The sequence below is a fragment of the Sediminicoccus rosea genome (genome assembly GCF_033547095.1).
Classification (GTDB): Bacteria; Pseudomonadota; Alphaproteobacteria; order Acetobacterales; family Acetobacteraceae; genus Roseococcus; species Roseococcus rosea.
Genome location: NZ_CP137852.1, coordinates 4,280,783 through 4,294,135, shown reverse-complemented (window position 1 = coordinate 4,294,135; position 13,353 = coordinate 4,280,783). Strand labels below are relative to the sequence as shown.

Annotated in this window: 14 protein-coding genes; 12 read left to right on the top strand and 2 right to left on the bottom strand. The window is 70.2% G+C overall.

What is annotated here, in order from left to right:
• The first annotated feature begins 22 nt into the window (after positions 1-22).
• From R9Z33_RS20675 to R9Z33_RS20665, 3 genes are all read left to right on the top strand, one after another.
• Positions 23-1,423 carry an amidase family protein gene (locus R9Z33_RS20675; RefSeq protein WP_318648460.1) on the top strand — a complete coding sequence of 467 codons (1,401 nt, stop codon included), beginning with the start codon at positions 23-25 and terminating at the stop codon, positions 1,421-1,423.
• Positions 1,423-1,776 (top strand): hypothetical protein, encoded by a 354-nt coding sequence (locus R9Z33_RS20670; protein ID WP_318648459.1) that lies wholly within the window; start codon positions 1,423-1,425, stop codon positions 1,774-1,776. The genes R9Z33_RS20675 and R9Z33_RS20670 overlap by 1 nt, the downstream gene beginning before the upstream one ends.
• Before the next feature lie 458 nt (positions 1,777-2,234).
• Positions 2,235-2,501 (top strand): hypothetical protein, encoded by a 267-nt coding sequence (locus R9Z33_RS20665; RefSeq protein WP_318648458.1) that lies wholly within the window; start codon positions 2,235-2,237, stop codon positions 2,499-2,501.
• Positions 2,502-2,703: 202 nt separating this feature from the next.
• Here R9Z33_RS20665 and R9Z33_RS20660 read toward each other — a convergent pair whose 3' ends face one another.
• Both R9Z33_RS20660 and R9Z33_RS20655 read right to left on the bottom strand, forming a co-directional pair.
• A complete protein-coding gene (locus R9Z33_RS20660; RefSeq protein WP_318648457.1) occupies positions 2,704-3,045 on the bottom strand; it encodes a hypothetical protein in 342 nt (113 codons plus the stop codon).
• 49 nt (positions 3,046-3,094) lie between these two features.
• Entirely contained in the window at positions 3,095-4,150 is a 1,056-nt protein-coding gene (locus tag R9Z33_RS20655; protein WP_318648456.1) for a Bug family tripartite tricarboxylate transporter substrate binding protein, read from the bottom strand.
• Positions 4,151-4,454: 304 nt separating this feature from the next.
• Here R9Z33_RS20655 and sdhC point away from each other — a divergent pair, with 304 nt between their 5' ends.
• The 9 genes from sdhC (at position 4,455) to R9Z33_RS20610 (ending at position 13,335) form a co-directional block, all read left to right on the top strand.
• The gene (sdhC, locus tag R9Z33_RS20650) at positions 4,455-4,892 is read left to right on the top strand and encodes a succinate dehydrogenase, cytochrome b556 subunit (RefSeq protein WP_318648455.1); all 438 of its coding nucleotides are present in this window, start codon (positions 4,455-4,457) and stop codon (positions 4,890-4,892) included.
• Positions 4,893-4,897: 5 nt separating this feature from the next.
• Complete coding sequence (sdhD, locus tag R9Z33_RS20645) at positions 4,898-5,302, top strand: succinate dehydrogenase, hydrophobic membrane anchor protein (RefSeq protein WP_318648454.1); 405 nt, start codon at positions 4,898-4,900, stop codon at positions 5,300-5,302.
• Between the two features lie 128 nt (positions 5,303-5,430).
• Positions 5,431-7,242 (top strand): succinate dehydrogenase flavoprotein subunit, encoded by a 1,812-nt coding sequence (gene sdhA / locus R9Z33_RS20640; protein WP_318648453.1) that lies wholly within the window; start codon positions 5,431-5,433, stop codon positions 7,240-7,242.
• Positions 7,243-7,245: 3 nt separating this feature from the next.
• Positions 7,246-8,028, top strand: a complete 783-nt coding sequence (locus tag R9Z33_RS20635) for a succinate dehydrogenase iron-sulfur subunit (RefSeq protein WP_318648452.1) — start codon at positions 7,246-7,248, stop codon at positions 8,026-8,028.
• 111 nt (positions 8,029-8,139) lie between these two features.
• On the top strand, positions 8,140-9,723 hold the full coding sequence (locus tag R9Z33_RS20630; protein ID WP_318648451.1) for an ABC transporter substrate-binding protein: 1,584 nt from the start codon (positions 8,140-8,142) through the stop codon (positions 9,721-9,723).
• 85 nt (positions 9,724-9,808) lie between these two features.
• Complete coding sequence (locus tag R9Z33_RS20625; protein ID WP_318648450.1) at positions 9,809-10,756, top strand: LysR family transcriptional regulator; 948 nt, start codon at positions 9,809-9,811, stop codon at positions 10,754-10,756.
• A 77-nt stretch (positions 10,757-10,833) separates the two neighbouring features.
• Positions 10,834-11,214: a VOC family protein gene (locus tag R9Z33_RS20620; protein ID WP_318648449.1), complete on the top strand. Its 381-nt coding sequence runs from the start codon at positions 10,834-10,836 to the stop codon at positions 11,212-11,214.
• Positions 11,207-12,433 carry a CaiB/BaiF CoA transferase family protein gene (locus R9Z33_RS20615; RefSeq protein WP_318648448.1) on the top strand — a complete coding sequence of 409 codons (1,227 nt, stop codon included), beginning with the start codon at positions 11,207-11,209 and terminating at the stop codon, positions 12,431-12,433. Before R9Z33_RS20620 ends, R9Z33_RS20615 begins: the two co-directional genes overlap by 8 nt.
• A complete protein-coding gene (locus R9Z33_RS20610; protein ID WP_318648447.1) occupies positions 12,433-13,335 on the top strand; it encodes a hydroxymethylglutaryl-CoA lyase in 903 nt (300 codons plus the stop codon). The genes R9Z33_RS20615 and R9Z33_RS20610 overlap by 1 nt, the downstream gene beginning before the upstream one ends.
• Positions 13,336-13,353 lie beyond the last annotated feature (18 nt).

Genomic DNA, 13,353 nt, shown 5'->3' with positions numbered 1-13,353 from the left:
CAGCGAAGGCAAGGAACACGCGATGACCGATCTCTGGCGGCTGGATGCGACGGAAGTGGCGCGCCGCGTCCATGCGAAGGAGGTCTCGGCGCGCGAGGTGGCCCTCTCCGCCCTCGCGCGGCTTGATGCGGTGAACCCGAAGCTCAACGCCGTCATCCAGTTCATGCCCGAGCAGGCGCTGGAAGCGGCCGATGCGGTGGACGCGCAGATCGCCCGTGGCGAGGATCCGGGCCTGCTCGCCGGCGTGCCCGTCACCATCAAGGTGAACCTGGACCAGGTGGGCTTCGCCACCACCAATGGCCTCAAGATCCAGGCCCATGCGGTGGCGACGGAGGACAACCCGGTCGTCTCCAATTTCCGCCGCGCGGGTGCGGTGATCATCGGCCGCACCAACACGCCGGCCTTTTCGCTGCGCTGGTTCACCTCGAACGACATCCACGGCCACACCTACAACCCCCATGACAAGGGGTTGACGCCGGGTGGTTCCTCCGGCGGGGCCGCCTCGGCCACGGCGGCGGGGATCGGCGCGATCGGCCATGGCACGGATATCGGCGGCTCCATCCGCTACCCGGCCTATGCCTGCGGCATCCATGGGCTGCGGCCCACGCTGGGGCGCATCCCGGCCTGGAATCCCTGCCTGCCGGAACGCGACATCGGCGCGCAGCTCATGGCCGTCAGTGGCCCGCTGGCGCGCAGCATCCGGGACCTGCGGCTCTCGCTCGCCGCGATGAGCGCGCCCGATCCGCGCGACCCCTGGTATGTGCCCGCCCCGCTGGAAGGCCCGCCCGCGCCCAAGCGCGCCGCCCTTTGCGTGGCGCCGGACGGCATGGTGGTGGTGCCCGAGGTGGCGGCCGCGCTGCGCGATGCCGCGCAGCGCCTGCGCGCCGCCGGCTGGGAGGTGGAGGAGATGGCGAGCCTGCCGCCCCTGCGCGAGCCCGCAAGGCTGCAGGCACAGCTCTGGCTCTCCATGCTGCCGCGCGGCGGCCTGGCCGCGGCCGAGCGCGAGGCCGAGGCCCGCTCCCTCGCCGTCTATGGCCACATGCAGAAGCTGACCGCGCCGCCCGGCCTGGCCGAATACCAGGATGCGCTGACCGCCCGCATGGGCTTCCTGCGCGCCTGGAGCCTCTTCTTCGAGCGATACCCGGTGGTGCTCATGCCGGTCTCGGGCGAGCTTCCCTTCGCCGACCAGGCGGACCAGCAGGGCGCCGAGGCCTTCACCGCCATCATCGAGGCGCAGCTGACCCAGGTGGGGCTGCCGCTGATGGGCCTGCCCGGGCTTGCGGTCGCGACGGGCATGGTCGGCTCCGCGCCGGTCGGCGTGCAGCTCGTCGCCGGCCGCTATCGCGAGGATCTGCTGCTCTCGGCGGGCGAGGCCATCGCCGCCGCCGGCACGCCGCCCAGCCCGGTGGACCCGTCATGGTGATGCGCCAAGCCCTTCTCCTGCTGCCCCTGCTCGCCGCCGCCTGCGCGGGCGGTGATGCGGCGAACCCGGCCGCCACCCTCGGCTGCTCGGGCGAGGTGCGGCTGCGGAACATCGGCCCGATGGCGGTGGAGCAGGCCTATTTCAGCGCCTCCGGCCCGGCCAATTGGGGACCGGACCTGCTGACCCCCACCGACATCCCCGCGGGCGGCGACCGCACGGTGATGGCCACGCCCGGCCGCAACGCGGTGCGGATCGTCTTCGCCAATGGCCGCGCGGCCGAGATGGCGGGCGTGGATGTCTGCACGACGCCGACGCTGAGCATCTCCCCGACCGAGCTCATCGCGAGCCGCTGAAGCGGCTTCACGCCTGGCGGCTTCGCCCGGCGGCCCACACCTGGCGCGAAGCCCGCTGGCTGGAACCGTGTCACCGCCTCTGCGTGGGGTGACACGGCGCTGGCCCGGTCTGCCTCGCGCCTCCCCCTTCCAACCTGCCGTCCCGCCGGTGCCACGCGCGCCCATGACCCGCATTGCGGGCGAGGGGCACCCCGCGGGGCCGGATTCTTCCGCGCGAAGACATTTCGGTTGTGCCTCACGCGTCTTAAAAAAGATAATTTACCGACATTTGACGATTCCTCTTGGGGCTGCTCGCGCAATGATGTATCAAATCACGATCTCGAGGCTCAAAACGCCAAAAAAGAGATTTAAGGATCTTTAAACGAGAATGTGCATGTCTTGCCTCTCAGCCTCGGTCGCGACCCTGCGGGAAGGGGTTGCTCCCTCCGCCGGTCGCCGCGCCGGGGCGGGCGGGCGCCATGCGTAGCGCGCTGCCCCTGCTGATCGCGGGCGGCTCCCTCGCGCTGCTGCCGCTCCTCGCCCCTGCGACGGCCGTGGTGCCGGGCGGGCGCGAGCGCATCGCCACCTGCGTCATGTCGCAGGAGAGCCCGGTGGCGGTCTCGCGGGATTGGATGGGAAGCCTGCACGGCTGGCAGGACAGTGCGCTGGTCCGCACCTGGCGCAGCAGCCTGGCCGCGGCCAAGGGCAAGGCCCCCGCCGCGGGTTGCCACACCTCCGAGCCCTGAGGCGCCCCGCGCGGCCGCGCTCAGGCAAAGCACGCGGCCGCGCTCAGGCAAAGCGCGCGGCTGCGCTCTGGCAAAGGACGCGGTTGCGCCGGGCCGGACGGCGCGGCGGCGCCGATTCAACCGAACAAGTATCGCCCGCCTGCCCCGCGCCCTTCGGCGTGGGACAGGCCCGCCGGCCGCCGTCACCGGCGGGGGAGGGCGTTCAGGCCTTGCGGGTGAGCGTCGGGATCTCTTCGCGCAGCCGGAAGCGCAGCGCCGACCAGGTGGCGTCCAGCGCCACCTGCGTCACCGGCAGCAGTCCCGCCTGGGTCAGCGGCTCCCAGCCATGATCGCGGTCCAGGTCGGAGCGGACGGGGCCGGTCTTCTTCGGATAGGCGAACCAGAGGCGGCCGCCCACGCCATAGAGATCGAGCGCGCGCGCGGCCACACGGCTCAGCGCCGCGCGGTCCGGCGCGAAGGCAAGGATGAGCTCCGGCTCGGAGGCCGAGGTCGCGGGCAGGCCGTGCTTCAGGCCCGGCGGCGGTTCCAGCACGGCGCAAACCATGCCCGGCTTGAAGCCGAGCTTGCGGGGAATGGTGGCTTGAATGGCAACGTCAATCAGTGGTCAACCCGGCAGCGCGAGCCACCGGCCCCCAAATGGAATCCTGCGCGCGAATGGTGGTCGCCAGCTCCGCACGCGATCCCCCGATGGGTTCCGCCGCCAAAGCCCGCAACCGGTGCACCACGGCAGCGTCACGAGCCACCGCCATGGCCGCCGTCTCCAGCTTGGCCAGCACGGAATCCGGCAGTCCGCGAGGCCCCATCAGCGCCAGCCAGGTCTCGGCTTCGAAGCCAGGGACCGTCTCGGCGACTGTCGGGGTCTCGGGAAACAGGGCAGACCGGTTCCGCGAGGTCACGGCAAGCAGGCGAACCCGCCCGTCCCGCACCAATGGCAATCCAATGACAGCGGACTCCACATAGACCTGGACACCGCCGTTAAGCAATTCCGGAAGTGCACCGGATAGGCCGCGGAAATGCACGAAATCGCACCGCGCGCCGACCGAGCGGATGAGCAATTCGAGCGCCAGATGCTGCGCCGTGCCGGCGCCCGGCGTCCCGCAAGTGCTTGGCCGCGCTTTCAAAACCTCCACCAGGTCACCAATCGTCCGGACGCCTTGCCCAGGCGTGCCCAGCACCAGGAAGGGCAGGGCTGCAAAGCGGCTGATGGGGGTCAGGTCTGCTTGTGGGTCATAGCCCATTTGCCGGGACAAATGCCGGTTGAGCAGCAGCGTCGTGGCCGTCACGATTCCGAGGGTGTTGCCGCTCGGCGTGGCCCGCGCCACCTCCTCCGCCGCCACATTGCCGCGCGCGCCGGTGCGGTTCTCGATCAGCACGGGGCGGTAGAGGCGCTGGCTCAGCGCCTCGGCGAAAATGCGCGAGACCTGGTCCACCCCGCTGCCGGGCGGCAGGCCGATCAGGACGCGGATGGGCTCCCGCCCGTCAGGCGGGCTGCCCGTCGGGGCGGCTGTGGGGGCCGGCGTGGGTGCGGGTGTCTGGGCCATGGCATGGGCCGGCCCGGCCAGCAGCAGGCCCGTGGCGAGGCAGGCCATCCCCAGGCGGCCAGCCCGATGAAACAGGCCCCAATGAAACAGGCGCTGAACGAAGATCACGCGAGAACCCTGCCCTGCCGGCGCTTCCCCGGGCCCGCTTGTCGGGGCCGTTCGGCCAGAAAACGCCACACAGTCGCGGCAGAGACCAAGCGGGTCAATCCACTTTTTGCGGCAGGCGGGTTTCGATGCGGTGGCGTGACGATCGCCGTGGCCGAAGCCCTGGAAACACAGGGCCCTTTCGCGGCCGGTCGGATTGACGCAACTGCGAAGAGACGCCTAGAACATCGCGCAAGAACACAGGCCGCAAGGCCAAAGGTTGGGGTAGTAGTCTCATGGACGCTCAAGCCGTGAAAGCGCCGCAGGCATGACGGATCCGCGCGAAGCCGGGATGATCGCGCGCCGTTCCGATGGCACCGTCATCCGTCGCCCGCTCTCGCCCCATCTGCAGGCCTACGACATGATGCAGATGACGAGCGCGCTCTCCATCATGCATCGCATCACCGGGGCCGCCTGGTCGGCGGGGACCGTGCTGCTGGTCTGGTGGCTCATGGCCGCCGCGACGGGCGAGGCCGCCTTCGCCACGGTGCAATGGTTCCTGGGCTCCTTCCTCGGCCTCATCGTGCTGTTCGGCCTCACCGTCGCCGCCTGGTACCACACGCTGGCGGGCCTCAGGCACCTCGCCTGGGATGCGGGCAAGGGCTTCGACATCCCCTCGGTCTATCGCAGCGGCCGCCTCGTCCTCGTCGGCACCGCGGTGCTGACGGTGGTGACGTGGATCCTCGCCTTCCTGTTCTGGGGCTGACGCAGATGGCGAAAGACGGAATCACCCAAACCACCCTGCGCTCGCCGCTCGGCCGCGTGCGCGGCATGGGCTCGGCCAAGTCCGGCACCCATCACTGGTGGATGCAGCGCGTCACCTCCATCGCGCTGCTGCCGCTGACGCTGTGGTTCGTGGCCAGCATGATCGGCCTGGCCGGCGCGTCCTACCTCGAGACGCTGCTCTGGATCGCGCAGCCGCTGAACGCGGTGCTGCTGCTGGTCCTCATCGGCCTCACCTTCCACCACATGGCCGCTGGCCTGCAGGTGGTGGTCGAGGACTATGTGCGCGACGAGTTCAAGCGCATCGCCTACATCCTGCTGATCAAGGGCGCGGCCCTGCTGATGGCGCTGGCCAGCGGCTTCTCCGTGCTGCGGATCGCCTTCGCGCTTTAGCGCGTCAAGAAAGGGGCTTGCGGTTCCGGGGGAACCACCAAGCTCCATCCCTGAGACCGGGCATCGCCCGGCATGACATGTCGCCCGGGGTTGCGTGCCTCGGGCCTGAGCGGAGCGGACCGGGTCGCATGAACGCCATCAGCAAGCCTACCTTCGGGGCCTATCGGATCGTCGATCACACCTATGACGTGGTGGTGGTGGGCGCCGGCGGCGCGGGGCTGCGCGCCACCTTCGGCATGGGGGCGGCGGGGCTGAAGACCGCCTGCATCACCAAGGTCTTCCCCACGCGCTCCCACACGGTGGCCGCCCAGGGCGGCGTGGGTGCCGCGCTCGGCAACATGGGCGAGGATGACTGGCGCTGGCACATGTACGACACCGTGAAGGGGTCGGACTGGCTGGGTGACCAGGACGCCATCGAATACATGTGCCGCGAGGCGATCCCGGCCGTCATCGAGCTCGAACACTACGGCGTGCCCTTCAGCCGCACCGAGGATGGCCGCATCTACCAGCGCCCCTTCGGCGGCCACATGCAGGACTACGGCAAGACGCCCGCGATGCGCGCCTGCGCCGCGGCCGACCGCACCGGCCACGCCATCCTGCACACGCTCTACCAGCAGTCTCTCAAGCATGGCTGCGAGTTCTTCGTGGAATACTTCGCGCTCGACCTCATCATGGATGATGAGGGCGTCTGCCGTGGTGTGACCGCCTGGTGCCTGGAGGATGGCTCGATCCATCGCTTCCGCGCGCAGAAGGTGGTCCTCGCGACCGGCGGCTATGGCCGCGCCTGGTTCTCCTGCACCTCCGCCCATACCTGCACGGGCGATGGCGGCGGCATGGTGCTGCGCGCGGGCCTGCCGCTGCAGGACCAGGAATTCGTGCAGTTCCACCCGACCGGCATCTACGGCGCCGGCTGCCTCGTCACCGAAGGCGCGCGCGGCGAGGGCGGCTACCTCACCAACTCCGAGGGCGAGCGCTTCATGGAGCGCTACGCGCCGACCGCGAAGGACCTGGCGTCGCGCGACGTCGTCTCCCGCGCCATGTCCATCGAGATCCGCGAGGGCCGCGGCGTCGGCCCGCTGAAGGATCACATCCACCTGCACCTCGAGCATCTGGGTGCGGACATCCTGCATGAGCGCCTGCCTGGCATCTCCGAGACGGCGCGCATCTTCGCCGGCGTGGATGTGACGAAGGAGCCGATCCCGATGCTCCCCACGGTGCACTACAACATGGGCGGCATCCCCACGAACATCCACACCGAGGTTCTGCGCCCCACGCGCGCCGATGAGGATGCCATCGTCCCCGGCCTGATGGCGGTGGGCGAGGCGGCCTGCGTCTCGGTGCATGGCGCGAACCGCCTCGGCACCAATTCGCTGCTCGACCTCGTGGTGTTCGGCCGCGCCGCGGCGCACCGCGCCGCCGAGACGGTGCGGCCCGGCGCCTCCCAGCCGCCGCTGCCGCCGCGCGCGGGCGAGAGCAGCCTGGACCGCTTCGACCGCGTGCGCCACGCCAAGGGCAGCACCAACACGGCCGAGCTGCGCCTGGCCATGCAGCGCACCATGCAGACGCATGCCGCCGTCTTCCGCACCTCCGCGCTGCTGAAGGAAGGCGTGGAGAAGATGCAGGGCGTGCATGCCGGCATGAGCGACCTGAAGGTCGCCGACCGCAGCCTGATCTGGAACAGCGATCTCGTGGAGGCGCTGGAGCTCGACAACCTCGTCGGCAATGCGATGACCACCATCGTCGGTGGCGAGGCGCGCAAGGAAAGCCGCGGCGCCCACGCGCAGGAGGACTATCCCGACCGCGACGACGAGAACTGGATGAAGCACACCCTGGCCTGGATGAACGAGAAGGGCGAGGTGAGCCTCGATTACCGCAGCGTGAAGATGCGCACCCTCACCAATGAGGTGCAGGTCTTCCCGCCCAAGGCACGGGTGTATTAAGCCATGGCCACCTTCACTCTTCCGAAGAACTCCACCATCCAGGGCGGCAAGACGCACAAGGCGCCGGAAGGCGCCACCAACGTCAAGGCGTTCAAGATCTACCGCTGGGATCCGGATGACGGGGCCAACCCCCGCACCGACACCTTCGAGGTGGACATGGACAAGTGCGGCCCGATGGTCCTGGACGCACTCATCAAGATCAAGAACGAGGTGGACAGCACGCTCACCTTCCGGCGTTCTTGCCGCGAGGGCATCTGCGGCTCCTGCTCGATGAACATTGACGGGCTGAACACGCTCGCCTGCCTCAAGCCGATTGACGAGGTGAAGGGCGATGTCCGCATCTCGCCGCTGCCGCATCTGCCGGTGGTGAAGGACTTGGTGCCCGACCTCAGCCAGCTCTACGCGCAGTATCGCAGCATCGAGCCCTGGCTGAAGAGCGACACGCCGCCGCCGCCGGATGAGGAGCGCCGCCAGTCCAAGGAGGAGCGCGCCAAGATGGACGGGATGTGGGAATGCATCCTGTGCTTCTGCTGCTCCACCTCCTGCCCCAGCTACTGGTGGAATGGCGACCGCTATCTCGGCCCCGCCATCCTGCTGGCCGCCTATCGCTGGATCGCCGACAGCCGCGACGAGGCGACGGGCGAGCGGCTCGATAACCTGGAAGATCCGTTCCGGCTGTATCGCTGCCACACCATCATGAACTGCACCCGGACCTGCCCGAAGGGGCTGAACCCGGCCGAGGCGATCGGCAAGATCAAGTCCATGATGGTGGCGCGCCAGGGTTGAGCCGTTCGGGCTGATCCGCCCCGCCATTTCGCCTGTCCAATTTTGATGGACAGGCGAATGACCTTCTCGCCATGCTGCGGCCGCACACCACAGCATGTCGGGATACCAAGCATGGATCGTCGCAGTTTCCTGGGGGCCACCGCTGCCGTCGCGGCCGCGCCTTCCATCGCGCAGTCGCAGGCGGCGCGCACCCTCAAGATGGTGCCGCACGCGAACCTGACCGTGATGGATCCGGTCTGGACCACGGCCTACATCACCCGCAACCACGGCTTCATGGTGTGGGACACGCTCTACGGCCTGGACGCCGAGTATCGCCCGCAGCCGCAGATGGTCGAGGGCCACACCGTCGCCAATGACGGCAAGCTCTGGACCTTCACGCTGCGCGACGGCCTGCGCTTCCACAATGGCGAACCCGTGCGCGCGGCCGACTGCGTCGCCTCGCTGGCGCGCTGGGGCCGGCGCGATGCCATGGGGGCCCGCCTCGCCGCCCTCACGGAAGAGATGGTGGCCCTCGACGACAAGCGCTTCACCATCCGTCTGAGCCGCCCCTATGGCCTGATGCTGGACAGCCTTGCCAAGCCCACCAGCAACGCCGCCTTCATCATGCCGGCCAGCATCGCCGCGACCGACGCCTTCACCCAGATCCGCCCCGACCAGGTGATCGGCAGCGGGCCCTTCAGCTTCAAGCGCGACGAGCTCGTCTCCGGCAGCCGCGTCGTCTATGAGCGCTTCGCCGGCTACACGCCGCGGCAGGGCGGCACGCCCTCCGGCACGGCCGGCCCCAAGATCGTGCATTTCGACCGCGTCGAATGGCACATCATGCCCGACTTCGCGACGGCGGCCGCGGCCCTCTCCTCCGGCGAGATGGATTGGTGGGAGACCGTCACGCCCGACCTTGCCCCCATGCTCGGGCGCAACCGCAACGTCGCCGTGGTGCAGCCCGATCCGCTCGGCTCCATCGCCGTGATGCGCCCCAACCACCTGCATGCGCCGATGAACAACCCGGCCTTCCGCCGCGCCCTGCTGCGCGCGGTGGACCAGGCGAGCTACATGACCGCCTTCATGGGCACCGACCCGGCGGGCTTCCGCTCCGGCGTCGGCGCCTTCACGCCGGGCACGCCGCTCGCCAGCAATGTTGGCCTCGAGGTGTTCGAGCGGAACATGGACACGGCGCGCCGCATGATCCGCGAGAGCGGCTACGCCAATGAGCGCATCGTGCTGCTCGGCACCACCGACATCGCGAGCCTCGCCGCCTGGTCGCAGGTCGCCGCCGACATGTTCCGCCGCCTCGGCGTGAACATCGACTTCCAGTCCATGGACTGGGGCACCGTGGTGCAGCGCCGCGCGCAGCAGAACCCGATCGAACAGGGTGGCTGGAGCGCCTTCTGCACCAACTGGGGCGGCCTCGATCACCTGAACCCGGCCGGACACCTGATGCTACGCGGCCAGGGGCGTGCGGGCTTCATCGGCTGGCCGGAAAGCGCACGCCTCGAATCCCTGCGCGATGCCTGGTTCGAAGCGCCCGACCTCGCCGCCCAACAGCGGATCGCTGCCGACCTGCAGCGCCAGATGCTGGAGGACGTGCCCTATATCCCGCTCGGCCAGTTCTTCCAGCCGCTGGCGCACCGCCGCAACCTGACCGGCGTGATGCAGCCGGGCGGCATCCCGGTGTTCTGGAACGTGCGGCGGGTGTGAGGGCGGCCTGACGCGCTCCGTGATTCCCCGCGGGGCGCCGAGGGCCTAACCTCCGGGCGCGCCGGCTCGCCACGGAGGGGATTGCATGTCCAGAACGCCATTGCCTTGGGCGGCCCTCGGGCTGGACCTCGTGACCCTGCGCGTCTTCAAGGCGTCGGTGGAGGAGCGCAGCCTGGCCCGCGCCGCCGAGCGCGAGCGCCTGGCCCTCTCCGCCCTCAGCCGACGCGTCGCGGAGATGGAGGCGCGCCTCGGCACGCCCCTCCTGCGCCGGCATGATCGTGGCGTGGAACCCACAGCGGCGGGCCAGGCGCTGCTGCGCCATCTCGGCCCGCTTTTCGAGCTGCTCGACCGCGCCTTCGCCGATGTCGAGGCCTTCGCCGCTGGCGCGCGCGGCCATGTGCGGCTGCACGCCAACATCTCCGCCATCTCCGGCCACCTGCCCGAGGCGCTCGCCGGCTTCCTCGATGCCCATCCGGGCATCGAGGTCTCGCTGGAGGAGCGTTTCACCGCCGACATCCTGCACGCCGTGCGCACCGGCGCGGCCGATCTCGGCCTGGGCTCCGGCACGGTGCGGGGCGGCCTGCCGGAAGTACGCCTCATCCCCTGGCGCGAGGACCGGCTGGTGGCGCTGCTGCCGGTGGGGCATCCGCTCGCTGCCCACGCCGCGCCGCTGCGCTTCGCCGATGTCGCGGCCGAGCCCTTCGTCGGCCTCTCCGCCGCCTCCGCGCTGCAGCAGCTCTACCGGCGCGAGGCGGAGGCGCTGGGCCTCACGCTGCGTGAGCGCGTGGGTGTCGGCAGTTTCGACGGTGTCAGGCGCATGGTGGAGGCCGGGCTTGGCGTCGCCATCCTGCCCGACACGGCGACCGATGCGCGCGCGCTGGGCGGAACGCTCATCGCCCGCCCGCTGGAGGAGCCCTGGGCCACACGCCCGCTCACCCTCTGCGTCCGCGCCGATGCCGAGGCGCTGCCGGCCGCTGCGCGCCTGCTGGCCGCACATCTGCTTGGGCGCCCCTTCCCGTCTCGCGAAGCCTGACTTGCCGAAAGAGGAATGGCGCGGCCACGCCGCGCCCGACATGGTTCGCCCGCCCCGGCAGGGCAGGGAATGGCAAGATGATGGACCGCCTGGACCATTTGGTCCTCACCGTCGCGGATCTCGCGCGCAGCATTGATTTCTACAGCCGCGGCCTGGGCATGCGGGACGAAGTCTTCGGCGCCGGCCGGCACGCGTTGGTCTTCGGCCGGCAGAAGATCAACCTGCACGAGGCCGCGGGCGAGCCCGTCCTGCCGCGCGCGAGCCAACCCACCCGGGGCAGCGCCGACATCTGCCTGATCAGCGCCGTCCCGCTCGTCGAGGTCGAGGCGCATCTGCGGCGCGAAGGATTCACCATCGAACTCGGCCCGGTGCCGCGCACCGGGGCCACGGGGCCCATCACCTCGCTCTACCTGCGCGACCCCGACGGCAATCTGGTGGAGGTCTCCGAATATGCCTGACACCACGGGCGGCCCGCTCGCCGGGCTGCGCATCCTCGAACTCGGCCATTTCGTGGCTGCCCCTTTCTGCACGCGGCTGCTGGGCGATCTCGGCGCCGATGTCATCAAGGTGGAACCGCCCGGCGCGGGCGACCCCGTGCGGCAATGGGGCGCCCGCCACAAGGGCCAATCGGCCTGGTGGAGCGTGCATGGCCGCAACAAGCGCTGCATCACGCTCGATCTGAAAAAGCCCCGCGCGCGCGAGATCGTGCTGCGCCTCGTGGGCGAGAGCGACGCGCTGGTGGAGAATTTCCGCCCCGGCCAGCTCGACCGGCTGGGCTTCTCGGAAGCCGCCCTGCGCGAAGCCCGGCCCGACCTCGTCATCGCCCGCATCTCGGGCTACGGGCAGGATGGTCCGCAGCGGGACCGCGCCGCCTTCGGCGTGATCGGCGAGGCGATCGGCGGCCTGCGCCACCTGACGAACCATGCCCCGGGGACCACCGACCTCCCGCCCGTGCGCACCGGAATCAGCATCGGCGACAGCGTGGCCGGCATCTACGCGGCCTTCGGCCTCATGGCCGCGCTCTGGCGCCGCGATGCCACCCGGCACGGCGATGGGCGCGGGCGCAGCCTGGACGTCGCATTGACGGAAAGCATCCTTAGCCTGCTGGAGGGCGCGCTGCCCGAATACGGTGCGCTCGGCACCGTGCGGCAGCCCACGGGCGGCGGCATCGCCACGGCGGCACCGACCAATGCCTATCGCTCCCGCGACGGGCAATGGGTGCTGATCGCCGCCAATTCAGATCCGCTCTTCCAGAAGCTCGCCACGCTCATGGGGCGGCCCGGGATGGCCGAGGAGCCGGGCTATCGCGGCAACCAGGCACGCTGCGCGAATGTCGCGGCGCTCGACGCGGAGATCGGCGCCTGGACCGCGCTGCACGAGGCGGCCGAACTCGAACGCATGCTGGCGGCGGCGGATATCCCGGCGACGCGCGCCTATACGGCCGCCGATTGCGCGGCCGATGAGCAATTCCGCCATCGCGGCATGGTGCGTGAGGTCGAGGATTCGACGCTCGGCCCCATGCTGCATCCGGGCATCGTGCCCTTGCTGCCCGATGATCCCGGCGCGATCCGCTGGGCCGGGCCGCCGGTGGGTGCCCATAATGACGAGGTGTTCGGCGGGCTGCTCGGGCTCTCCGAGGGTGAGATCGCCAAGATGCGGCAGGAAGGGGTGTGCTGATGACCAAGTCCGTCGAGATCGTCGAGGTCGCGCCGCGCGACGGGTTCCAGCCCATCGGTCCCTGGATCCCGACGGAAACCAAGGCGGCCTATATCCGCCGCCTGGCCGCCGCCGGGTTGCGGCGGATCGAGATCGGTTCCTTCGTCAGCGCCACCGCCATCCCCCAGCTGCGCGACACGGCGGAATTGTTGGAGGTGGCCGCCGCACTGCGTGGCCTGCGCCCGCAGGTGCTGGTGCCCACGGCAAAGCGCGCGCGTGACGCGGTGGCGGCCGGGGCGCCCTTCCTGGTCTATGTCCTCTCCGCCTCCGAGGCGCATAACCGCAGCAATGTCCGCCGCTCCGTCGCGGAATCGGCCGAGGACTACGCGCGGATGCTGGAGGCGCTGCCCGATGGCATCGCGCTGCGCATCAACCTTGCCACCGCCTTTGACTGCCCCTTCGACGGGAAGATGGAAGTCGCCCCCGTGCTGGACCTGATCCGCCGGCTCGCGGCCCTGCGGCCCGATGTGGAAATCTGCCTCTGCGACACGACCGGCCGGGCCACGCCCGACCACGTGGCGGAACTCTCGGCGAGCGCCATGGCGGCCTGTCCGGAGGTTGGCGCCTGGGCCTATCACGCGCATGACACCTACGGGATGGGCCTTGCCTCCACCTATGCGGCCTGGCAGGCGGGTGTGCGGATCTTCGACGCCGCTGCCGGCGGCCTGGGCGGCTGCCCCTTCGCCCCAGGGGCCACCGGCAATGTCGCGACCGAGGATGTGGTGTGGATGTTCGAACGCATGGGGGTTGCGACCGGCGTGGACATGGCCGCGCTGCTGCCCGTGGCCGCCGACGCCGCAGCGCTGCCCGGCGCCTCTGCCGGCGGCCGGGCCCGCGCGGCATTGGCGGCCGGATGCGGGTAAACAGCACGGGGGCGATGC

Coding starts and splice junctions, on each gene's coding strand:
- R9Z33_RS20675 (WP_318648460.1), top strand. CDS start 23: ATGACCGATCTCTGGCGGCTGGATGCGACGGAAGTGGCGCGCCGCGTC.
- R9Z33_RS20670 (WP_318648459.1), top strand. CDS start 1,423: ATGCGCCAAGCCCTTCTCCTGCTGCCCCTGCTCGCCGCCGCCTGCGCG.
- R9Z33_RS20665 (WP_318648458.1), top strand. CDS start 2,235: ATGCGTAGCGCGCTGCCCCTGCTGATCGCGGGCGGCTCCCTCGCGCTG.
- R9Z33_RS20660 (WP_318648457.1), bottom strand. CDS start 3,045: ATGGTTTGCGCCGTGCTGGAACCGCCGCCGGGCCTGAAGCACGGCCTG.
- sdhC (WP_318648455.1), top strand. CDS start 4,455: ATGACGGATCCGCGCGAAGCCGGGATGATCGCGCGCCGTTCCGATGGC.
- sdhD (WP_318648454.1), top strand. CDS start 4,898: ATGGCGAAAGACGGAATCACCCAAACCACCCTGCGCTCGCCGCTCGGC.
- sdhA (WP_318648453.1), top strand. CDS start 5,431: ATGAACGCCATCAGCAAGCCTACCTTCGGGGCCTATCGGATCGTCGAT.
- R9Z33_RS20635 (WP_318648452.1), top strand. CDS start 7,246: ATGGCCACCTTCACTCTTCCGAAGAACTCCACCATCCAGGGCGGCAAG.
- R9Z33_RS20630 (WP_318648451.1), top strand. CDS start 8,140: ATGGATCGTCGCAGTTTCCTGGGGGCCACCGCTGCCGTCGCGGCCGCG.
- R9Z33_RS20625 (WP_318648450.1), top strand. CDS start 9,809: ATGTCCAGAACGCCATTGCCTTGGGCGGCCCTCGGGCTGGACCTCGTG.
- R9Z33_RS20620 (WP_318648449.1), top strand. CDS start 10,834: ATGATGGACCGCCTGGACCATTTGGTCCTCACCGTCGCGGATCTCGCG.
- R9Z33_RS20615 (WP_318648448.1), top strand. CDS start 11,207: ATGCCTGACACCACGGGCGGCCCGCTCGCCGGGCTGCGCATCCTCGAA.
- R9Z33_RS20610 (WP_318648447.1), top strand. CDS start 12,433: ATGACCAAGTCCGTCGAGATCGTCGAGGTCGCGCCGCGCGACGGGTTC.